Genomic DNA, 22,390 nt, shown 5'->3' with positions numbered 1-22,390 from the left:
GGGCGCGTGAGGTTTTTCCGGGGCGCGGGGCTGTATCGATGTGCGGCTTCGCCGCGTGGGCGCACCCGGCCACGATGGCGCCGCACCGGCCCACCGGCCGACACCACCCCATCACTTACGATCGAGGAATGAGCTCCCGCGCGCGGATCCCCTTCCTCAAGGGCCACGGCACCGAGAACGACTTCGTGATCGTCCCGGACCCCGAGAACACTCTCGACCTGCCCGTGGCAACCGTCGCCGCCCTGTGCGACCGTCGCGCCGGCATCGGCGGTGACGGACTGCTGCACGTGGTGCGGTCCGCCGCGCACCCCGAGGCGCGGGAGATGGCGGCCGAGGCGGAGTGGTTCATGGACTACCGCAACGGCGACGGCTCGATCGCGGAGATGTGCGGCAACGGCGTGCGGGTCTTCGCGCGCTACCTCCAGCGCGCGGGACACATCGGCGAGGGCGACCTCGCGGTGGCCACGCGCGGGGGCGTGAAGAAGGTGCACATCGCCAAGGACGGTGACGTCACCGTCGGCATGGGCCGGGCGCGCCTGCCCGAAGGGGACGTCACGGTGAGCGTCGGCGAGCGCAGCTGGTCCGCGCGGAACGTGAACATGGGCAACCCGCACGCGGTGGCCTTCGTCGACGACCTCGCGCACGCGGGCAACCTGTACTCCGCGCCGCCGTTCAGCCCGGCCGCCGCCTACCCGGACGGGGTCAACGTGGAGTTCGTCGTCGACCGCGGTCCCGGGCACGTGGCGCTGCGCGTGCACGAGCGCGGGGCCGGCGAGACCCGGTCGTGCGGCACGGGCGCGTGCGCGGTCGCCGTGGCCGCCGCTCGCAGGGACGGCGCCGACCCGGCCGTCACCGGCGCCCCGGCGACGTACACCGTCGATGTGCCCGGCGGGACGCTGGTCATCACCGAACGGCCCGACGGCGAGATCGAGATGACCGGCCCCGCGGTGATCGTCGCCGAAGGCGAGATCGACGCGGAGTGGCTGGAAAAGGCCGCTAGTTGAAGTTGGCGGTGGCTTGGCATCCGAGGCGTACACGCGTGCGTGGTGCATGAGTCGTCACCAAGGGAGCGGTTCCGGGTTCGAAAGCACGGCCGGCCCTCTGTCACTTGGCGCGAAACCGTAAACCTACGAACCTTCGCTCGAATGGGTGATCCGTTTCACGCTCGACGAGAGGCGGTCAGTCGCACGTGGTGGGCTCGGTAGCATCAAGCACCGGCCCGGACGGGGGAGTGTTGCCGCCCCCTGAGCCGTGTCCGCCCTGGGGCACCCCGTCCGCCGGTCCACGCAGCCGGAGGTGCCCATGAGTGCGGAGGCCACGAACCCCGCGACCCCAGGTCCGATGACCGGGTCCGCGGCTCGCTGGCGGGCGCGGATCGACCTGCGCCGACTGGGCCGTGCGGCCCTGCTCGGCCCGACGGCCCGCGACCGGCTGCCCGACGCCATCGGCCATGTCGCCGAGGCCCACCGCGCCCACTACCCCGACGCCGACCTCGAACCCCTGCGCCGCGCCTACGTGTTGGCCGAGTCCTCGCACCGCGGCCAGATGCGCAAGAGCGGCGAGCCGTACATCACCCACCCCCTCGCGGTGACTCTGATCCTCGCCGAACTCGGCGCCGAGACCACGACGTTGACGGCCTCCCTGCTCCACGACACCGTCGAGGACACCGACGTGACGCTGGACCAGGTCGGCGAGGAGTTCGGCGCCGACGTCCGCTATCTCGTCGACGGCGTCACGAAGTTGGAGAAGGTCGACTACGGCGCCGCCGCCGAGCCCGAGACCTTCCGCAAGATGCTCGTCGCCACCGGCAGCGACGTACGCGTGATGTCGATCAAACTCGCCGACCGGCTGCACAACATGCGCACCCTCGGCGTCATGCGCCCCGAGAAGCAGGCGCGCATCGCCAAGGTGACCCGCGATGTCCTCATCCCGCTCGCCGAACGGCTCGGTGTGCAGGCGCTCAAGACCGAGCTGGAGGACCTGGTCTTCGCGATCATCCATCCCGAGGAGTACGAGCACACCCGGGAGTTGATCGTCGACAACGCCTCCCGCGCGGACGATCCGCTGGCCGAGACGGCCGAGGAGATGCGCGTGGTGCTGCGCGACGCCGACATCCCGGCCGAAGTCCTCATCCGGCCACGGCACTTCGTCTCCGTCCACCGCGTCGCCCGCAAACGCGGCGAGCTGCGCGGCGCCGACTTCGGGCGGCTGCTCGTGCTCGTCAACGAGGACGCGGACTGTTACGGCGTCCTGGGCGAGCTGCACACCTGTATGACGCCCGTCGTCTCGGAGTTCAAGGACTTCATCGCCGTCCCCAAGTTCAACCTGTACCAGTCGCTGCACACCGCGGTGGCCCGCGGGGACGGCCAGGTCGTCGAAGTCCTCATCCGCACCCCCCAGATGCACAAGGTCGCCGAGGCCGGCGTCGTGGCGCTCGGCAATCCGTACGCGCCCGCGCCCGAGGACCCCGTCGACGGCGAGCGCGTCGACCCCACCCGGCCCGGCTGGCTCTCCCGCCTTCTCGACTGGCAGGAGGCGGCGCCCGACCCGGACACCTTCTGGTCGACCCTGCGCGAGGACCTCGCCCAGGACCGCGAGATCACCGTCTACCGCCCCGACGGCGGCACCCTGGGCCTGCCCGACGGCGCCACCTGCGTCGACGCCGCTTACGCACAGTACGGCGAGGACGCGCACGCGTGCATCGGCGCCCGCGTCAACGGCCGCCTGGCGACGCTCAGCACGGCCCTGCGCGACGGGGACACCGTCCAGCTCCTCATGGGCCAGGACCCCGCCTCGGAGCCCTCCAGGGAGTGGCTGGAGCACGCCCACACGCCCGCCGCCCGGATCGCCATCCAGCGCTGGATCACGACCCACCCCTCGCAGGACGCCGCCGAGGAGGCCGAGGGCCCCGCCGTCGCCCTCCGGCCCACCGCGGAGGCGCCGACCACCAGCCCCGCCACCGATCACGTCACCGTCGACCAGCCCGGCGCGACCGTGCGCCTGGCCGGCTGCTGCACGCCCGTACCGCCCGACGACGTGACCGGCTTCGCCGTGCGCGGGGGCGTGGTGACCGTCCACCGCGTCGAGTGCGCCGGGGTGGCGCGGATGAAGACCGTGGGGCGCCCGGAGGTCGGCGTGCGCTGGGGCGACACCGCCGAGTGCCGCGTCACCCTGGTCGCCGAATCGTTCGTCCGCCCCCACCTCCTGGCCGACCTCACCGAAGCCATGGCCCTCGAAGGCGCGGAGATCGTCTCCGCGACGGTCGAACCCCCGACCCAGCAGCGCGTACGCCACACGTACACCCTCCAACTCCCGGACGCGGCCCACCTCCCCGCCCTGATGCGGGCCATGCGGAACGTACCCGGGGTGTACGACGTGAGCCGGGGCCAGACGACGGGACTGTGAGGGGCCCCAGGCCTCTTCAGCTACCTCCTGCGAGGGGCGTGCGCGGTGGGTGATGCGCCGGTGGGTCACGCCGTGCGCCCCCGCCCGACCTACCCGTTCGGGTGGGCCGGACGCGCGCCGTCGCCGTAGCGCACGCGCGCGCTGGTAGGCCGTGGTGCATGCTGCTCACCCCCCGCGCCCAGGCGGCCCGCCCCCAGGCCGCCGCCCCCCACACCGCAAGCCCTCGCACGAGGAGCCCCCGACGCCTTCGGGCGACCGCGCTGCTCGCCTCCGCCGTCTCCGTCTGCCTCCTCGCCGCGAGCGCCCCGGCGGCCCCGCTGGGCGTCGGCGACCGCCTCTTCCCGTACCTCGGCAACCCCGGGTACGACGTGGCGTCGTACGACCTCTCCTTCACCTATCCCGGCTCCAACAGCAAGCCCCTCCAGGCGGTCACGACGATCGACGCCTGGACGACGACCAACCTCGACCGCCTCAACCTCGACTTCGCGCACGGCAAGGTCGAGTCGGTCGAGGTCGACGGTGAGTCGGCGTCGTACACCAAGGCCGGTGACGATCTCGTCGTCACGCCGCGGGAGCCGCTGGTCGAGGGGAGCTGGACGCGGATCACCGTGCGGCACACCAGCGACCCCGTGTCCGCCGACGGCCAGGACGGCGGCTGGGTGCGCACCAAGGACGGGCTCGCGATGGCCAACCAGGCCGACGCCGCGCACCTGGTGTTCCCGTGCAACGACCACCCTTCCGACAAGGCGATGTTCACCATCAGGGTCACCGCCCCGGACGGCTACACCGCCGTCGCCAACGGCCTCCCGGCGGGCGTGGACCGCGTCGGCAGGGCCACCACCTGGACGTACCGCACCCAGCACCCCATGGCCACCGAGCTCACCCAGGTCTCCATCGGCCGCTCCAGCGTGGTGCATCGCGACGGACCCAACGGCCTGCCGGTACGCGATGTCGTGCCCACCAAGGACCGCAAGGTGCTCGAACCTTGGCTCGCCAAGACGCCCGACCAGATCGCCTGGATGGAGAGCAAGGTCGGCCCGTACCCCTTCGAGACGTACGGCGTGCTCATGGCGGAGGCCACTACGGGCTTCGAGCTGGAGACGCAGACGCTCTCCCTCTTTGAGAAAGACCTCTTCACCGAGCCCGCCTACCCGAAGTGGTACGTCGAGTCGATCATGGTGCACGAGCTGTCCCACCAGTGGTTCGGCGACAGCGTCAGCCCGCGCGCGTGGTCCGACCTGTGGCTCAACGAAGGACACGCCACCTGGTACGAGGCCCTGTACGCGCAGGAGAAGGCGGGCCGGTCGATGGAGACGCGGATGAAGGCCGCGTACGGCGCCTCGGACAGCTGGCGCGCCGCTGGCGGACCGCCCGCCCGGCCCAAGGCGCCCGCCCCCGGCCAGAAGATCAGCATCTTCCGCCCCAACGTCTACGACGGCGCCGCGCTCGCCCTCTACGCCCTGCGCGAGGAGATCGGCCGCTCCGACTTCGAGCGCCTGGAACGCACCTGGGTCGAACTCCACCGCGACGGCACCGCGACGACCGCCGACTTCGAACAGCTCGCCGCCGAGATCTCCGGACGCGACCTCGGCGACTTCTTCAAGGCCTGGCTGTACGGCGAGAAGACCCCGCCGATGCCCGGTCACCCGGATTGGAAGTCCGTCGACCCGGGCAAGAAGGCCGGGAAATAGAACGGTGAAGGCCGGAAAACAAGGCGCTGAGGCCAGGAAAGAGGGCCTTGAGACCGGCAAATAAGGCGGTGACGAGACGAGGCGTCCCGTGCGACCATCTTCGGGTCGGCGCGGGACGGGACACGGGAATCTCCCGGGGTACTCGGACGTTGAGATTGATGAGCGCCGTATCGCAATCCCTATCTACGTAAGGATCCAATGACCTCCTCTTCTTCCCCTTCCCAGGACGCCAAGCGCTTCGCCAGCGACTACCCCGACGGTCTTCGGGCCAATGCCCTGATGGAAGAGGACGTCGCCTGGAGCCACGAGATCGACGGAGACCGGGACGGCGATCAGTTCGACCGCTCCGAGCGCGCGGCCCTGCGCCGCGTGGCCGGCCTCTCCACCGAACTCGAGGACGTCACCGAGGTCGAGTACCGCCAGCTCCGCCTGGAGCGGGTCGTCCTCGTCGGTGTCTGGACCACGGGGACCGCACAGGACGCGGACAACTCCCTCGCGGAGCTGGCCGCCCTCGCGGAGACCGCCGGCGCGCTCGTGCTCGACGGCGTCATCCAGCGCCGCGACAAGCCCGACGCGGCCACCTACATCGGCTCCGGCAAGGCGACCGAGCTCAGGGACATCGTCCTGGAGACCGGCGCCGACACCGTGATCTGTGACGGTGAGCTCAGCCCGGGCCAGCTCATCCATCTCGAAGACGTCGTCAAGGTCAAGGTCATCGACCGTACGGCCCTGATCCTCGACATCTTCGCCCAGCACGCCAAGTCCCGAGAGGGCAAGGCCCAGGTCGCGCTCGCGCAGATGCAGTACATGCTGCCGAGGCTGCGCGGCTGGGGTCAGTCGCTGTCCCGCCAGATGGGCGGCGGCTCGGGCGGCGGCCTCGCCACCCGTGGTCCCGGTGAGACCAAGATCGAGACCGACCGGCGACGGATCCGCGAGAAGATGGCGAAGATGCGCCGGGAGATCGCGGACATGAAGACCGGCCGCGACATCAAGCGTCAGGAGCGCAAGCGCCACCGGGTGCCGTCGGTCGCCATCGCGGGCTACACCAACGCCGGCAAGTCGTCCCTGCTCAACCGCCTCACGGGCGCGGGAGTCCTGGTCGAGAACTCGCTGTTCGCGACCCTGGACCCGACCGTCCGCCGGGCGGAGACCCCGAGCGGGCGGCTGTACACGCTGGCCGACACCGTCGGATTCGTCCGGCACCTGCCGCACCACCTGGTCGAGGCGTTCCGCTCCACCATGGAGGAGGTCGGCGAGTCCGACCTGATCCTGCACGTGGTGGACGGCTCGCACCCCAACCCGGAGGAGCAGCTGGCCGCCGTGCGCGAGGTGGTCAGGGACGTCGGCGCCACGAAGGTGCCCGAGATCGTCGTGATCAACAAGGCGGACGCGGCCGACCCGTTGACGCTGCAGCGGCTGATGCGGATCGAGAAGCGTTCCATCGCGGTCTCGGCGCGCACTGGCCAGGGCATCGCGGAGCTGCTCGCGCTCATCGACAACGAGCTGCCGAGGCCGTCCGTCGAGATCGAGGCGCTCGTGCCGTACACCCACGGCAAGCTGGTCGCCCGCGCGCACGACGAGGGCGAGGTGATCTCCGAGGAGCACACCCCGGAGGGCACGCTGCTCAAGGTGCGGGTACATGAGGAACTGGCGGCGGAGCTCATGCCGTACGTTCCCGCGCCGCTGGTCTGAGTGCCGTAGACCGGCTCGGTCGTAGAACGGCCCGAAGGCCCGCCCCTGTTGTTCGGGGGCGGGCCTTCAGCATTGCTTGAGGTGTCGGTTCCTCCGGCGTCACCGACCGCCGTACGTCTTGCTCATGTTCTCGTAGAGCGACTCGGCCGTCCGTCCCAACTGCGGGCCGGCCAGCCAGGTGTTGTCGGACGGGCCGATCGACGTGTTCGAGACCAGCTTCGTCTGACCGTCGACCACGCGGAACCAGCCGCCGCCGGAGGAGCCGCCGGTCATGGTGCAGCCGATGCGGTACATCGTCGGCAGGGACGGATCCAGCGAGAGCCGGCCGGGCCTGTCGAGGCACTTGAACATCTGCAGACCGTCGTAGGGCGGTGCCGCCGGGTAGCCCCATGCGCCCATCTCGGAGACCTGGGGCGCGGACGGGGATGAGAAGTCGACGTCGAGCGCCGCGCCGACCGTCTCCTCAAGGGACTTGGCGCCCTGCTCGGGCTTCACGTGCAGCACGGCGAAGTCGTACGCGGCACCCGCGCCGCCGGTCTCCGAGCCGCCCTGGATCCACTGGCCGGAGGTCGACGCCCAGTCCGCCCACCAGTTGCCGTACGGGGCGATCTCCGAGGCGTTCGCGTTGCTCAGCTGCGACGCCGACTCGCCGAGGTCGTTGTAGGCCGGGACGAAGGCGATGTTGCGGTACCAGCCGCCGCCCGCGCCCGCGTGCACGCAGTGGCCGGCCGTCCAGACCAGGTTCGACTTGCCCGGGTGGTTCACGTCCTTGACGACCGTGCCCGAGCAGACCATGGAGCCCTCGGGGGAGTCGAAGAACACCTTGCCGACCGGGGCCGCGTTCTCGTGGTACGGCGTCTTCTCGGCCGTGGCCTCAACGGGCGCCGGCACCGGGTCACTGACGCCCTGATCGGCGGTGGCGTCCTTCGTCGAGACCGTCTTGTTGGCCTCCTTGGCGGACTTCATCCGCTCGGGCTTCCAGAGGCCGTCGATCACCGGGTTGACGAAGTCCTTGGCCGCGCTGAGCCACTTGTCCTTGTCCCAGTCCTTCCAGCCGCCCTTGGCCCATTCGTCGACATCGAACCCGTGGTCCTTCAGCTTGCTCGCGATGTCGGCCGGGACGTGCAGCCTGCCGTCGCCCGTGCCGGACGACTGCGAAGCGGTGTCCGGCTTGTCGCTCGCGCTGTCGTCGTCCGAGCCGTTGCACGCGGTCGCGGTGAGGGCGAGAGCGGCGAGGAGACCGGTGGCGGCAAGTGCCGCGCGCCGGCGGCGGTTTGGCGAAGTGGGCGTGCGTGTGGAACGCATGGTGCGGTAACCCCCGTTGAAACGTGTGGTGTTGGTGCGGATCGCGGTGCGCCGATCGCGAGGAGCGGCGTCGCGGGATGTCGCGGCACATGTGATCCGTCCGCGACACCTCACTATGCCCGCGGAGTTGCGGGCGAACGGGGATGGGGCGGTGAATGTTTCTGTGCGGTACCCCATCGCCCGCTGTGCCTACGGCATCCACCGACCGCCGTGTCCACCGCACCCGCCGCGCCTCACTGACCGGCGAACTTCTCGCTCACCGAGTCGTACACGCCCTTCGCCACGTCGCCAAGACGCGGACCGGCCAGCCAACCCGCGGTCACCGGGCCGATCGAGGTGTTGGACACCAGCGCCGGCTTGCCGTCCGAGCCCGTGGCGACCCAACCCCCGCCGGACGAACCGCCGGTCATGGTGCAGCCGATCCGGTACATCGTCGGGTCCGCGGTACTGATCGACAGCCGCCCCGGCTTGTCCTGGCACTGGTACAGCAGTTGGCCGTCGAACGGCGCCGCCGCCGGATAGCCGGTCGCCGTGATGCCGGCGACCTTCGGCACGGCCGGTGCCTTGAAGTTCACCGGCAGCGCCGAACCGACCGTCTCCTCAAGGGACTTGCCGTTACTGCCCTTCTCGGGCGTCACATGAATGACGGCGTAGTCGTACGAGGCCCCGTCGCCGCCCGTCTCGCCGCCCTGCTCGATCCACTGCTGGGAGGTCTGCGCCCAGTCACCCCAGTACACGCCGTAAGGAGCGGCCTCCTCCCGGGTGGCGTTCTCCAACTCGGCGGCCGACTTGCCCGCGTCGTTGTACGACGGAACGAAGGCGATGTTGCGGTACCAGCCGCCCTTCTTGCCGGCGTGCACGCAATGGCCCGCCGTCCAGACCAGGTTGGACTTGCCCGGGTGCGCCGGGTCCTCCACGACCGTCGCCGAGCAGACCATCGTGCCCTCGGGGGCGTCGAAGAACACCTTCCCGGCCGTCGCCGCGTTGGCGTGGTACGTAGGCGGCACGGCCTTCGCGTCCACCGGCTCGGGCGCCGGGTCGGTCACGCCCTGGTCGCCCGAGAGGTCGCTGTCGTCGACACCCTTGTCCGGGTCGTCGGCGTCACGCATCCGCTCCGGGTCCCACAGGCCCTTGATGATCGGGTTGACGAAGTCGTCGGCCTCGCGCAGCCAGTCGTCCTTGTCCCAGTTCTTCCAGGCGCCGTCCTTCCACTTGTCGATGTCGATCCCGTGCTCTTTGAGCTTGTCCCTGATGTCGTCCGGGATCTTGATCCTGCCGTCGTCCGACGCGGCGGCGGCGGCCGAGGCCCGGTCGTCCGCCTTGGTGTCGTCGGAGCCGCAGGCGGTGGCGGTGAGCGCCACCGCGGAGGCGAGGGCGACGGCGGTCAGCACGGGGGAGACTCTGCGGCGCGCACTCCTCCCGGGGCGGGTGGTGAAGGACGGCCGGATGGGTCGCATGGTCTGACTCCCCCTGGGTTCAACGGAATTCGGCGGAACGGCATCACAGACTATGGGTCCGCTGTGGGTGACGTCCCACGGAACGGCAACGGTTCGGCTACAAGCGGTCTGACCTGGGTGTCGAGGGTTCCGACCTGGTCAGTGAGGGTGCGGGCGCGGCCCGTTCGGGCGGCCCGGCGGGCCCCGCCGAGCCGGACGGTGCCGATGGGGCTACCGTGTTCACTCATGGGGACTCGTCAGCCGCTGAACGCCCTGTCCAGGCTCGCCGGCGCGACGGTCCTCGGAGCCGTCGTCGGGGTGGCCGTCGGACTGCCGACCGATCTGGTCCTGGGCATGCTGGCCGGCATCGCCGCCACGGAACTCATCTTCGTCGTGACGGGCTGGGTGGTGCTGTGGCCGATGGACGCCACCGACACCCACCGCAACGCCCAACGGGAGGACTTCCGGCCCCTCGTCGAGGAACTCCTGGTCGTCGCGGTGGCCCTGTGTGGACTGATCGCCATCGTGCTGCTTCTCGTGCGCGGCAGATCCGACCCCGGCCACGCCGCGGCCACGACCGCACTGTGCGGGGTCTTCATGGCCTGGGCCGCGCTGCACCTGATGTACGCCACCCGCTACGCGTACGTGTACTACGAGACCGGCAAGGGCATCGACTTCAACTCCGACCAGCCGCCGGCGTACCGGGACTTCTTCTACTTCAGCTACAACCTCGGCATGACCTACCAGGTCTCCGACACCGACGTCTCCAGTCCGGAGATCCGCGCGATCGTGCTGCGGCACTCGCTGCTGTCCTACGTCTTCGGCACCAGCATCCTCGCCACCGCCATCAACCTCGTCGTGGGTCTCGTCGGCGGCTGAGTCACCGTGTCCTCGTGCGGATTTCCCGGGGACACAGCAGGATGGCGGGGAACGGACCCGTCTCGTACAGGAGCTCGTACCCGATCTCGCACAGGTTGAGGAGGCCGACCCGTGGTCGAGCCGCAGGCAGTGATCGTCCCTCCGGCCAGGGCCGCGGTGTTTCTCGTGGTCACCATCGTGCCGGGGCAGGAAGAGACGGTCCGCGATCTGCTGGAGGACGTCTCGGGCCTGCGCCGCTCGGTCGCCTTCCGCGCCCCCGACGACGAACTCACCTGTGTCGTCGGCATCGGATCGGCGGCCTGGGACCGGCTGTTCAGCGGACCGCGCCCCCAACAACTGCATCCGTTCGTCGAGTTGGCCGGTGACCGGCACCGGGCCCCGGCCACGCCGGGGGACCTCCTGTTCCATGTGCGGGCCCGTCGTATGGACCTCTGTTTCGAACTGACCCGGCTGTTCGTGGAGCGGCTGACCGGCGCGGTCACGGTCGTCGACGAGGTGCACGGCTTCAAGTACTTCGACGAGCGCGACCTGCTCGGCTTCGTCGACGGCAGCGAGAACCCCGAGGGCCGGCTCGCGTCCGACGCCGTGCTCATCGGCGACGAGGACCACGCCTTCAAGGGCGGCAGCTACGTGATCGTCCAGAAGTACCTGCACGACATGACGGAGTGGAACGCCCTGCCGTCCGACGAGCAGGAGAACGCCATCGGACGCACCAAGCTGACCAACCTCGAACTCCCCGACGACATCAAACCCGCCGACTCCCACGTGGCCCTCAACGTCATCACCGACGAGGACGGCAACGAGCTCAAGATCGTGCGGGAGAACATGCCGTTCGGGACCGTGGGAGCCGGCGAGTTCGGCACGTACTTCATCGGCTACGCCCGTACGCCCGACGTGACCGAGCGGATGCTCAGGAACATGTTCCTCGGCGACGGCCGGGCCAAGCACGACCGCATCCTCGACTTCTCGACGGCGATCACGGGATGCCTGTTCCACGTGCCGACGGTCGGCTTCCTGGACGACTTGCCCGCCGCGCCGGCGGGCTGACCTGCGTCGATCGGCTGACCTGCGCTGACCGGAGGGGCGGGCCGGAAGGGTCGGGCAGCCCGGGCGGTCTGGGTGGTGCGAACGGTCAGGGTGGCCCGGGCTGTCCTGGCGGGAGCCTGCCGTGCCGAATCGCGCTGCCACGGGCCGTGTGGAATCGTGGATGTCCGGAAAAGGGCATTTCGCCTGACATCTCATGCGTACGGGAGGCAGCCATGTCCTCGAAGCGACGCCGCAAGAAGAGGAGCCGCCGCAAGCACGCCGCAAACCATGGGCGGCGGCCGCAGTCCTAGGCGTTCGGGGCTGCGGGGTGCCCGTCCGGACGGTGAGAGGGTGAGACTCTTGACCACCACACATGACGGCCGGGACGGGCCTCCGCAGCGCGCGGGAAGCGATCCGACGGGCGAGGGGACGGATCCTCCGCACGTGGGGCCCGATCCGCAGGGTGAACCGCATTTCCACCCCTACCACCACCCCGCCGCCGGCTGGGGCGCGGCCAAGAGCGTGGGCAAGGTGCTGGTGCGCGAGGGCGCGCTCGTGGACGGGCCGCGGGCGATCATGCGGATGAACCATGAGAACGGCGGATTCGACTGCCCCGGGTGCGCCTGGCCGGACGACACCAAGGGCCTGCACCTGGACATCTGCGAGAACGGCATCAAGCACGTCACCTGGGAGATGACCCCCAAGCGGGTCGGCCGTGACTTCTTCGCCGCCCACTCGGTCACCGAACTGTCCGGCTGGAGCGACTTCGACCTGGAGGACCAGGGCCGGCTCACCGAACCGATGGTCTACGACCCGGAGTCCGACCACTACGCCCCGGTCAACTGGCACGACGCGTTCGAGACGGTCGGCCGTGCCCTGCGCGGACTCGACAGCCCGAACCAGGCGGCGTTCTACACCTCCGGCCGACTCGGCAACGAGGCCACCTTCCTCTACCAGTTGATGGCTCGCGAATTGGGCACGAACAACCTGCCCGACTGCTCCAACATGTGCCACGAGGCCAGCGGCCGCGCGCTGACGGCGTCCCTGGGCACCGGCAAGGGGACCGTCGACCTCAAGGACTGGGAGGCCACCGACGCCCTGTTCATCATGGGCGTCAACGCCGCCTCCAACGCGCCCAGGATGCTGACGGCCCTGGCCGAGGCATACCGGCGCGGCGCGCAGATCGTGCACATCAACCCGCTGGTCGAGGCAGCCGCCACCCGGACCATCGTGCCGCACGACTTCACGGACATGGCCCTCCTCAAGTCGACGCCGACCAGCACCCTGAACCTGCAACCACGCATCGGCGGCGACATGGCGCTTCTGCGGGGCGTCGCCAAGGCGGTCCTGGACCAGTCCGGGACCGACCCCAAGGCGCTGGACCGGGAGTTCCTCGACCGTCACACCACGGGCTTCGACGCCTACCGGGCCCTGTGCGAGGAGACCTCCTGGGCGGAGATCGAGCGGCAGTCCGGGGTCGACCGCGACGACATCCTCAAGACGGCACGCGTCTACCGCGACGCCGACCGCAGCATCGTCAGCTGGTGCCTCGGCGTCAGCCAGCACGAACACGGCGTCGACACCGTCCGTGAGATCGTCAACCTCCTTCTGCTGCGCGGCAATCTGGGCCGCGAGGGCGCGGGACCGTCCCCCGTCCGCGGCCACAGCAACGTGCAGGGCAACCGCACCTGCGGAATCGACCACCGGCCCACCGAGACGTTCCTTGAGCGTCTCGCCGAGGCCTGCGAGATCGACCCGCCGCACGAGCACGGTCTGGACACCGTCGGCACCGTCCAGGCCATGCACCGCGGCGATGTGAAGGTGTTCGTCGGCATGGGCGGCAACTTCGCCCTCGCCGCCCCCGACACCCCGTACACCTACGAGGCCCTGCGCACCTGCGACCTCACCGTCCAGGTCAGCACCAAGCTCAACCGCAGCCATCTCGTCCACGGTCGGCGGGCGTTGATCCTGCCGTGCCTGGGCCGCACCGAGAAGGACCAGCAGCGCCACGGCGTCCAGAGCACCTCGGTCGAGGACTCGATGAGCATGGTCCACCTCTCCCTCGGCATGAAGCGCCCAGCCTCGCCGCACCTGCTGTCCGAGCCCGCCGTCATCGCCGGGATAGCCCGCGCCGCCCTGCCCGACAGCTCCACTCCCTGGGAGTGGTACGTCGAGGACTACGACCGCATCCGCGACACCATGGCCCAAGTCCTGGACGGCTTCGAGGACTTCAACCGCCGGGTACGGCTGCCGCTGGGCTTCCGCATCAAGCAGCCCGCCCGCGAACTGGTCTTCCTCACCCCATCGGGCCGCGCCGAGTTCTCCACCGCACCCCTGCCCGACGTGGTCCCCGCCCCCGGCACCCTGGCGCTGGGCACGATGCGCTCCCACGACCAGTGGAACACCACCATCTACTCCGACAACGACCGCTACCGCGGCATCGAGAACCTCCGCACCCTCGTCTTCATGAACAAGGACGACATGCGCGAGCGCGGCCTCGCCGAATTCGATCCGGTCGACATCACCAGCACCGCCAAGGACGGCAGCCGCCGCCACCTCGACGGCTACCTGGCCATCCCGTACGACATCCCGCGCGGCTGTGCGGCCGGCTACATGCCGGAGATGAACGTCCTGTGCGCGATCGGCGACTTCAGCACCCAGAGCGACCAGCCGCTGATGAAGCACGTCAAGGTCACCATCGAACCGGCCGCCTGAGGACGCGGCTTGGGGCGCGACGGCGTGAACGGCCCCGTCCCGACAAGGATCTTGAGGCAACCCGTAACCCCGTGAGCGATGCGGGGTTGGTAGCGGTGGGGGGCCTGCTGTCCGTGTCCGGTCCCCGTGGTGGCGAAGCCCCTTTGCGCGGCGGGAGGACGGGGAGCCTTGGCCGAGTCCGCAGATGGCGAGCCGGCGGCTGGCGAGAACGCGTCCGAGTGCGGTGCGGCCGAGCGAGTCGGCGCCCAGCGAGTCGGGGCGGGCGTAAGTGGCAGGGTGGCTGCGCCACCTGCGACCGGGGGAGTGGCCGGCGTTTCGACCGCCCGTGCGGCACGCGTGGCCCGTGAGGCCGGTTCGGCACACGAAGGCATCCTGCGGCGGCAGCCGGCGCGCGAGTCGGCGGCACGCACCTACGCCCGCGCCCTGCCGATCGTGCCGGTGCGGGCCCGCGGGCTGACCATCGAGGGCGTCGACGGCCGCCGCTACCTCGACTGTCTCTCCGGCGCCGGAACCCTCGCCCTCGGCCACAACCATCCCGTCGTCCTGGAGGCGATCCGGAAGGTCCTCGACTCGGGCGCCCCGCTCCACGTCCTCGACCTCGCGACCCCCGTCAAGGACGCCTTCGTCACCGAGCTGTTCCACACCCTGCCGCCCGGCCTCGCCGACCACGCGCGCGTGCAGTTCTGCGGACCGGCCGGAACCGATGCCGTCGAGGCCGCACTCAAACTCGTCCGTGCCGCGACCGGCCGCACCGTACTCCTCGCCTTCACCGGCGCCTACCACGGGATGACCGCCGGAGCGCCGGCAGCCTCCGGGGACGCCTCCGACATACGGGTCGCCCGCCTGCCCTACCCCCAGGACTACCGCTGCCCCTTCGGCGTCGGCGGCACCCGCGGCGCCCAACTCGCCGCCCGCTGGACCGAGTCCGTCCTCGACGACCCCAAGTCCGGGGTACCGCACCCCGCCGGGATGATCCTCGAACCCGTCCAGGGAGAGGGCGGTGTACTCCCCGCCCCCGAGGCCTGGCTGCGCGGCATGCGGCAGATCACCGCCGCCCGCTCCATCCCGCTGATCGCCGACGAGATCCAGACGGGCGTCGGCCGCACCGGCGCCTTCTGGGCGGTCGAGCACAGCGGCATCACCCCCGACGTCATGGTCCTCTCCAAGGCCATCGGCGGCAGCCTCCCGCTCGCCGTCCTCGTCTACCGCGACGACCTCGACATCTGGGAACCGGGCGCCCACGCGGGCACCTTCCGCGGCAACCAACTCGCCATGGCCGCCGGCACGGCCACCCTCGCCTACGTCCGCGACAACCACCTCGCCGAACGAGCGGCCACCCTCGGCACCCGAATCCTCACCCAACTCCGCGCCCTGGCCCAGGAGTTCCCGTGCATCGGGGATGTGCGCGGGCGTGGGCTGATGATCGGCGTCGAGTTGGTGGACACGGAGGCGGACGACAGCCCTCCTCCGGCCGCCCCCGAACTGGCCGCCGCCGTCCAACGAGAGTGCCTGAAACGCGGGTTGATCATCGAACTCGGCGGCCGCCACACCAGCGTCGTACGACTCCTTCCCCCACTGACGATCACCGACGAGCAGGTGTCCGCGGTGCTTGATCGCTTGGCTGACGCGATCGAGGCCGTGGCCTGCGGGCAGGCCGGGCGACTGACTTCCATACATGAGCGATAACCCCCTAACCCCTTGCATGCAGCGCGATCACCAGACGAGAAAACGAAACGCGAGACCAGGCAAAACACCAGGCAAAACACCAGGACGAACCGCTAGCGCGAGCCAACAGCACGGCCCAGAACCACCCGTGAGGAACCGCCTTGAACACCACCCCCGCACCCGAACACGACTCCGCCCACGCACTGACCGACCCGACGTCCGCCCCATTGCCTCGCCAGCAGGGAGGCACCTCGGAGCGCGAACGGCTGTCCGGCGGAGCCAGAAGCCCGGGGGAATCGAGGGAGCCGGGGGCAGCGAGGACGGGCACCGGGCTGGGATCGGGCTCGGCCGTGGGGACGCAGCAAGAGGAGAGCCGGGCGTCGGCGGACTACGCCTCGGTGCGAACTCGGGTTCCAGAGCAGGGCAAGGCGCCGGAGGTCTCGTTCCCGGCGCAGAGCCGAACCCCGTGCGTCGAGCCGCCGCGACCGCATCGCACCCTCGCCGACCCACTGGAACACGTCGACCCGGTCACCGCAGCTGACGCCGCCGCCGTCGAAAACCTCCTCCGTTGCTGGGTACGCGAGGTCGGCCTCCCGGCCCCCGATGACACCACTCTCCGCATCCCCCTCCCTGCCAGCGGTGCGACCCTGCACGTCCCGATCCGCTACTGGTCCCCGACTGGCTGGCACCGCTTCGGCACCCCGTACTTCGCCGGCGCCCCCGACCCCGAACGGTCCCCACCGGCCGACGCGGTCACGGTCGCGGCATTGCTCGCCCGCGAGACGCCGGTCGGTGCCGACGACTTCGACTACCTCGGCCTCGACGGTTCCGACCGTAGGGATGGTCCTGACCGTAGGGGCGGTCCTGACGGCTGCGACGTCGGCGAACCGCTGGGAAGCCCCGCAGGCAAGCCCGCGTCGGCCACGCACCGGTCAGCCTCAGCCGTCCTCACCACGCCTCCTGTCACCCCTGCGCCCATGACTGGCCCCACGTCCACGGCCAGCCCCGTGCCCACGACCGGCCGCGCGCCCGTAACGAACCCCACGTCCACGGCCAGCCTCACCCCTGCGATGGACCTAGCCCCCGCCACGGACCTTGGCCTCACGTCCACGGCCGGCGCCGCGTCCACGACGAACCCCGCGTCCACGACGAACCCCGCGTCCACGACGAACCCCGCGTCCACGACGAACCCCGCGTCCACGACGAACCCCGCGTCCACACCCGGCCCCGACCTAGTCGCCCGCGTCATCGACTCCCTCCGCCATACCGCCACCTTCCTCACCCACCGCCGCCGGCATCCTTCCGACGGCCCCGACCTCTTCCTCGCCGCCGAACAGGCCCTCCTGCTCGGACACCCCCTGCACCCGACCCCCAAGAGCCGTGAAGGCCTCACCGAGTCCGAAACGCAGCTGTACTCACCGGAATTGCGCGGCTCCTTCCCCTTGCACTGGCTTGCTGTCGCCCCGTCCGTACTCGCCACCGACTCCTCCTGGACCGAGCGTGGCCGTCTCGTCCCCGCGCCCCAGCTCGCGGCTCGACTCGCCGGAGACGAGGGCCCGTTGTCGCTGCCCGATGGCTACACGGCCCTGCCGATGCACCCCTGGCAACTGTGCGAGGTCCGCCAGCGCGCCGAGACGGCGGCCCTGCTCGATGCCGGACTGCTCCGTGACCTCGGAGCACACGGCCATCCGTGGCACCCCACCTCCTCCGTGCGAACCGTCCACCGGTCCGGCGCCCCCGCCATGCTCAAGCTGTCTCTGGGTCTCCGCATCACCAACTCCCGTCGTGAGAACCTCCGCAAGGAACTGCACCGAGGCGTCGAAGTCCACCGCCTGCTGCGCAGCGGCCTCGCCGAGCAGTGGCACGCAGCCCACCCGGGGTTCGACATCATCCGCGACCCGGCCTGGCTCGCCGTCGACGGTCCGAACGGTGTCCCAGTGGCCGGCCTAGACGTGGTGATCCGGCACAACCCGTTCAGCCCGTCGGACGACGTCTCCTGCATCGCCGGCCTCGTCTCGCCCCGGCCGCACTCCCCAGATGCGGGCCAGCCGGCCATGCGATCCCGACTCGCCGACCTCGTCACGAGCTTGGCTCGCCGAACCGGCCGTCCGCGCGGGGCCGTTGCCGCCGAGTGGTTCCTGCGCTACCTCGAACAAGTCGTCCGGCCCGTGCTGTGGCTGGACGCGGAGGCGGGGATCGCGCTGGAGGCACACCAGCAGAACACGCTGCTCCTGCTGGACGCCGACGGTTGGCCCGCCGGTGGTCGTTACCGCGACAACCAGGGCTACTACTTCCGCGAGTCCCGTCGCGCGGAACTCGACGCCCGGTTGCCCGGTATCGGCGAGCACAGCGACACCTTCGTCTCCGACGAGGTCACCGACGAGCGGTTCGCCTACTACCTCGCTATCAACAACGTGCTCGGTCTCGTCGGCGCGTTCGGCTCCCAGCGTCTGGCCGACGAACGTGTGCTGCTCGCCGCTTTCCGTCGCTTCCTCGGTGGCGTCGCCTCCGGTCCCGGCCGGCTGCGCACCTCCCTGCCCGCCCGCCTGCTCGACTCACCTGTGCTGCGCTGCAAGGCCAACCTCCTGACCCGACTGCACGGCCTCGACGAACTCGTCGGTCCGGTCGACACCCAATCCGTCTACGTCACCATCGCCAACCCTCTCCATTCCTGACAGCCGCCGCCGACCATCCCCAACTCCCTTCATCCCGCCGTCCCTTCGTCCCGCCGTCTCTTCACCCTGTCGTCTCCTCATCCCTGAGCGCCTGAGCGCCTGAGCGCCTGAGCGCCTGAGCGCCTGAGCGCCTGAGCGCCTGAGCGCCTGAGCGCCTGAGTCCCTGAGGAACATGTCCCACCCCGTCTACTGAGACCTCTGAGAGGAGCGTCACCGTGTCTCCCACCGACGCCGGAGCGAACGCAGCCCCAGCCTCCGTCCCTGCCTCCGCCACCGCCCCTACCTCAGCTGTCACCGACCTCGGCATCGGCGTCGGCATCGGCCCCGACACAAGCTCCCGCCTGTCCGAGAGCAGTGCCCGCATTGGCACCGACTGCGAGGACACGCTGGACCTACGTCTGCCCGACGAGTTGATCGCGCTCTTCGCTCAGGACACCGATGCCGCTACTGACGCCCACGGCGACCTCTGTGACCGGTCCTCCCTCGACTCGTCGTCTTTCGACCGCTTCTCTATCGCCCCGTCCTCCGACGATCTCCTTGACCAGATCGCCGACTGGGGCCCGGCCCTCTCGCCCGCGGGCGTGTTCCAACTCGTCCCCGTCCACGTCGAGCGGGACCTACCGCTGATCAGCCGCTGGATGAACGACCCTGCTGTCGCGGAGTTCTGGGAGTTGGCCGGCTCCCAGACCGTGACCGAGGATCACCTGCGGGCTCAGCTCACCGGCGACGGACGCAGCCTTCCCTGCCTCGGTGTGCTGGAGGGCACGCCAATGAGCTACTGGGAGATCTACCGGGCGGACCTGGACCCGTTGGCCCGCCACTACCCCGCTCGACCTCATGACACCGGAATCCACCTCCTCATCGGCGGCGTCGCCGATCGTGGGCGAGGGCTCGGCAGCACGCTGATCCGAACCGTCTCCGACCTGGCCCTGGACAAGCGGCCCGCCTGCGCACGAGTCATCGCGGAACCCGACCTTCGCAACACCCCTTCCGTAGCTGCCTTCCTGCGCGCCGGATTCCGCTTCTCCGCCGAGGTCGACCTGCCCGCCAAGCGAGCCGCCCTCATGATCCGAGACCGGTCCCTGCGCGACCTGCTGTAACGCCATGCCGCGACATCGTCACTTTTGGTACACCGCTCGTGCCGATCCGGTTCCCACTTCCGCCGAACCGATTTCCGAGCCGGCGGATCGACTGTCGGCCGCGCCGATTGACCGGCGAGTGCCCGGCGCCGAGCCCCGCTCCCGGACGCCGTGCTTTCGGACTCGCGTCTCGCGCTCCCCACTCGCGACCGCGTCCCGCACGACTCCAATTGCGACCGCGCCGCTCGCGCGCACCCGCACACAGGCGCCCCTTGCACCACCCGACCCGCGACGCCACAACTCCCCAACACACCGCCCCAACACACCGACCCGACCCAACGCGTCTGCGAACGCCGAGAACCCAGCATCACGCCCCCGCACACCCCTCCCCTCCCCGCCCCACGCCTCACAACCACCCGCCCTCGCCCCACCGCCCGAACCCACCCCGGCGACGAGGCCTCACCGATCGGATCCGATGCCACCCCAACCACAGCCGATCCCCACTCGGCTCCCATCCGATCCGCCTCCGATCGAACTCCGACACCACTCCGCACCAACCCGGCCACCGGCCGAGACGGCCAAGGCCTTGATCCCGTCGCCCCCACCTGCCTTGATCGCCCGTTTGTCAGTCCCGGGCCGTAGGGTGGTCGCCCTATGACGAAGTCCTCACTCCCCGAACTCCTGCATGCTGCCGTCACTGCTGTCGGCGGTTCGGAGCGCCCTGGCCAGGTGACCATGGCCGAAGCCGTCGCGGAGGCATTCGACGGCGGTTCCCATCTGCTGGTCCAGGCCGGCACCGGTACCGGAAAGTCGCTGGGCTATCTGGTGCCCGCGCTCGCGCACGGGGAGCGGGTCGTCGTGGCGACGGCCACCCTCGCCCTGCAGCGCCAGCTCGTCGAGCGCGACCTGCCGCGCACGGTCGACGCACTGCATCCCTTGCTGCGCCGCCGCCCGGAGTTCGCGATGCTCAAGGGCAGGTCGAACTACCTGTGCCTGCACCGTCTGCACGAGGGAGTTCCGCAGGACGAGGAGGAGGGCCTCTTCGACCAGTTCGAGGCGGCCGCGCCGACCAGCAAGCTGGGCCAGGACCTGCTGCGCATGCGCGACTGGGCGGACGAGACGGAGACCGGCGACCGCGACGACCTCACGCCCGGTGTCTCCGACCGTGCCTGGGCTCAGATCTCGGTCTCCTCCCGCGAGTGCCTGGGCGCGTCCAAGTGTGCGTACGGTGCCGAGTGCTTCGCCGAGATGGCCCGCGAGCGCGCCAAGCTCTCCGACGTGATCGTCACCAACCACGCACTCCTCGCGATCGATGCCATCGAGGGTGCACCGGTCCTCCCGCCGCACGAGGTGCTGATCGTCGACGAGGCGCACGAACTGGTCTCCCGGGTCACCGGAGTTGCCACCGGCGAACTCACGCCCGGCCAGGTCAACCGCGCTGTGCGCCGCGCCGCGAAGCTGGCCAACGAGAAGGCCGCCGACCAGCTCCAGACCGCCGCCGAGGGCTTCGAGCGGCTGATGGAGCTGGCGCTGCCTGGCCGTCTCGAGGAGATTCCGGAAGATCTCGGTTACGCGCTCATGGCACTGCGCGACGCCTGCCGTACGGTGATCTCCGCGATCGGCGCCACCCGTGACAAGTCGGTCCAGGACGAGGACGCGGTCCGCAAGCAGGCGCTGGCGTCCGTGGAGAGCGTCCACGACGTGGCGGAGCGGATCACCAACGGTTCCGAGTGGGACGTCGTCTGGTATGAGCGCCACGACCGCTTCGGCGCCTCCCTCCGCGTAGCCCCGATGTCCGTGTCGGGCCTGCTCAGGGAGAAGCTGTTCACGGACCGCTCCGTGGTCCTGACCTCGGCCACGCTGAAGCTCGGCGGCGACTTCAACGGCGTAGGCGCCTCCCTCGGGCTGGCCCCGGAGGGCACCGAGGGCGAGGACATCCCGCAGTGGAAGGGCGTCGACGTCGGTTCGCCCTTCGACTACCGCAAGCAGGGCATCCTGTACGTCGCCAAGCACCTCTCGCGCCCGGCGCGCGACGGTGACCGCGGGGACATGCTGGACGAGCTGACGGACCTGATCCAGGCCGCCGGTGGACGCACGCTCGGCCTCTTCTCCTCGATGCGGGCGGCCCAACTCGCCGCCGAGGAACTGCGCTCCCGGATCCCGGAGTTCCCGATCCTGCTGCAGGGCGAGGAGACGCTCGGCGAGTTGATCAAGAACTTCGCGGCCGATCCGAAGACCTGCCTCTTCGGCACTCTCTCGCTCTGGCAGGGCGTCGATGTCCCGGGGACCAGCTGCCAGTTGGTCGTCATGGACAAGATCCCGTTCCCGCGCCCGGACGACCCGCTCATGAGCGCCCGCCAGAAGGCGGTGGAGGACGCCGGGGGCAACGGCTTCATGGCTGTCGCCGCCACACACGCGGCGCTGCTCATGGCCCAGGGCGCCGGCCGCCTCGTACGGGCGTCGGGGGACCGTGGTGTGGTCGCCGTACTGGATCAGCGCCTTGCCACGGCTCGGTACGGCAACTATCTGAAGGCGTCACTGCCCGACTTCTGGTTCACGACGGACCGTAACCAGGTCCGGAAATCCCTCGCCGCGATCGACGCGACCGCGAAGAAGGCCGAGGAGCAGGCGGAGGCCGAAGGGCAGGCGCAGGCGGAAGAGCAGAGTCCCACCGAGGCCGAGACTCAGACGGAAGACGAGTGATCGGGGGTGGGGGGGGGGGGCCGGCCCCCCCCCCCCCCCCCCGCCCCCCCCCCCCACCCCCCCCCCCCCGGCGCCCCCCCCCCCCCCCGGGCGCCCCCCCCGGGGCCCCCCCCCCCCCC

14 protein-coding genes are annotated in these 22,390 nt (G+C 70.4%); 12 read left to right on the top strand and 2 right to left on the bottom strand.

Annotated features, from left to right (window positions below; genetic code table 11):
- Window positions 1-128 precede the first annotated feature (128 nt).
- The 4 genes from dapF to hflX all read left to right on the top strand — a co-directional run bounded on the left by dapF (window position 129) and on the right by hflX (window position 6,788).
- On the top strand, window positions 129-1,004 hold the full coding sequence (dapF, locus tag M2283_RS47320; RefSeq protein ID WP_280882806.1) for a diaminopimelate epimerase: 876 nt from the start codon (window positions 129-131) through the stop codon (window positions 1,002-1,004).
- Between the two features lie 298 nt (window positions 1,005-1,302).
- Window positions 1,303-3,405: a RelA/SpoT family protein gene (locus M2283_RS47315; RefSeq protein WP_280882805.1), complete on the top strand. Its 2,103-nt coding sequence runs from the start codon at window positions 1,303-1,305 to the stop codon at window positions 3,403-3,405.
- Between the two features lie 158 nt (window positions 3,406-3,563).
- On the top strand, window positions 3,564-5,096 hold the full coding sequence (locus M2283_RS47310) for a M1 family metallopeptidase (protein ID WP_280882804.1): 1,533 nt from the start codon (window positions 3,564-3,566) through the stop codon (window positions 5,094-5,096).
- A gap of 198 nt (window positions 5,097-5,294) precedes the next feature.
- Window positions 5,295-6,788, top strand: coding sequence for a GTPase HflX (hflX, locus tag M2283_RS47305; protein WP_280882803.1), 1,494 nt, complete (start codon window positions 5,295-5,297; stop codon window positions 6,786-6,788).
- A 99-nt stretch (window positions 6,789-6,887) separates the two neighbouring features.
- On the opposite strand, the gene M2283_RS47300 is transcribed toward hflX, so the two are convergent.
- Together M2283_RS47300 and M2283_RS47295 are read right to left on the bottom strand one after the other, a co-directional pair.
- On the bottom strand, window positions 6,888-8,093 hold the full coding sequence (locus M2283_RS47300) for a trypsin-like serine peptidase (RefSeq protein ID WP_280882802.1): 1,206 nt from the start codon (window positions 8,091-8,093) through the stop codon (window positions 6,888-6,890).
- Window positions 8,094-8,326: 233 nt separating this feature from the next.
- Entirely contained in the window at window positions 8,327-9,550 is a 1,224-nt protein-coding gene (locus M2283_RS47295) for a trypsin-like serine peptidase (protein ID WP_280882801.1), read from the bottom strand.
- A gap of 225 nt (window positions 9,551-9,775) precedes the next feature.
- Here M2283_RS47295 and M2283_RS47290 point away from each other — a divergent pair, with 225 nt between their 5' ends.
- From M2283_RS47290 to M2283_RS47260, 8 genes are all read left to right on the top strand, one after another.
- Window positions 9,776-10,408 (top strand): DUF1345 domain-containing protein, encoded by a 633-nt coding sequence (locus tag M2283_RS47290; protein WP_280882800.1) that lies wholly within the window; start codon window positions 9,776-9,778, stop codon window positions 10,406-10,408.
- 111 nt (window positions 10,409-10,519) lie between these two features.
- A complete protein-coding gene (locus M2283_RS47285) occupies window positions 10,520-11,455 on the top strand; it encodes a Dyp-type peroxidase (protein ID WP_280882799.1) in 936 nt (311 codons plus the stop codon).
- Window positions 11,456-11,667: 212 nt separating this feature from the next.
- The gene (locus M2283_RS52205) at window positions 11,668-11,745 is read left to right on the top strand and encodes a 50S ribosomal protein bL37 (RefSeq protein WP_432423242.1); all 78 of its coding nucleotides are present in this window, start codon (window positions 11,668-11,670) and stop codon (window positions 11,743-11,745) included.
- 133 nt (window positions 11,746-11,878) lie between these two features.
- Window positions 11,879-14,149, top strand: a complete 2,271-nt coding sequence (locus M2283_RS47280) for an FdhF/YdeP family oxidoreductase (protein WP_280882853.1) — start codon at window positions 11,879-11,881, stop codon at window positions 14,147-14,149.
- Between the two features lie 303 nt (window positions 14,150-14,452).
- On the top strand, window positions 14,453-15,835 hold the full coding sequence (locus tag M2283_RS47275; protein WP_280882798.1) for a diaminobutyrate--2-oxoglutarate transaminase family protein: 1,383 nt from the start codon (window positions 14,453-14,455) through the stop codon (window positions 15,833-15,835).
- A 329-nt stretch (window positions 15,836-16,164) separates the two neighbouring features.
- Window positions 16,165-18,489 carry an IucA/IucC family protein gene (locus tag M2283_RS47270; protein ID WP_432423241.1) on the top strand — a complete coding sequence of 775 codons (2,325 nt, stop codon included), beginning with the start codon at window positions 16,165-16,167 and terminating at the stop codon, window positions 18,487-18,489.
- Window positions 18,490-18,704: 215 nt separating this feature from the next.
- The gene (locus tag M2283_RS47265) at window positions 18,705-19,589 is read left to right on the top strand and encodes a GNAT family N-acetyltransferase (protein WP_432423240.1); all 885 of its coding nucleotides are present in this window, start codon (window positions 18,705-18,707) and stop codon (window positions 19,587-19,589) included.
- A gap of 633 nt (window positions 19,590-20,222) precedes the next feature.
- On the top strand, window positions 20,223-22,271 hold the full coding sequence (locus M2283_RS47260) for an ATP-dependent DNA helicase (RefSeq protein WP_280882797.1): 2,049 nt from the start codon (window positions 20,223-20,225) through the stop codon (window positions 22,269-22,271).
- The last annotated feature ends 119 nt before the right edge of the window (window positions 22,272-22,390 follow it).

The sequence above is a fragment of the Streptomyces pseudovenezuelae genome (genome assembly GCF_029892565.1).
Lineage (GTDB): Bacteria > Actinomycetota > Actinomycetes > Streptomycetales > Streptomycetaceae > Streptomyces > Streptomyces pseudovenezuelae_A.
Note: the sequence above shows the minus strand (reverse complement) of the source record. Positions and strands in the feature narration are given on the sequence as shown.

Coding starts and splice junctions, on each gene's coding strand:
- M2283_RS47290 (WP_280882800.1), top strand. CDS start 9,776: ATGGGGACTCGTCAGCCGCTGAACGCCCTGTCCAGGCTCGCCGGCGCG.
- M2283_RS47315 (WP_280882805.1), top strand. CDS start 1,303: ATGAGTGCGGAGGCCACGAACCCCGCGACCCCAGGTCCGATGACCGGG.
- hflX (WP_280882803.1), top strand. CDS start 5,295: ATGACCTCCTCTTCTTCCCCTTCCCAGGACGCCAAGCGCTTCGCCAGC.
- M2283_RS47300 (WP_280882802.1), bottom strand. CDS start 8,093: ATGCGTTCCACACGCACGCCCACTTCGCCAAACCGCCGCCGGCGCGCG.
- M2283_RS47310 (WP_280882804.1), top strand. CDS start 3,564: ATGCTGCTCACCCCCCGCGCCCAGGCGGCCCGCCCCCAGGCCGCCGCC.
- dapF (WP_280882806.1), top strand. CDS start 129: ATGAGCTCCCGCGCGCGGATCCCCTTCCTCAAGGGCCACGGCACCGAG.
- M2283_RS47295 (WP_280882801.1), bottom strand. CDS start 9,550: ATGCGACCCATCCGGCCGTCCTTCACCACCCGCCCCGGGAGGAGTGCG.
- M2283_RS52205 (WP_432423242.1), top strand. CDS start 11,668: ATGTCCTCGAAGCGACGCCGCAAGAAGAGGAGCCGCCGCAAGCACGCC.
- M2283_RS47260 (WP_280882797.1), top strand. CDS start 20,223: ATGACGAAGTCCTCACTCCCCGAACTCCTGCATGCTGCCGTCACTGCT.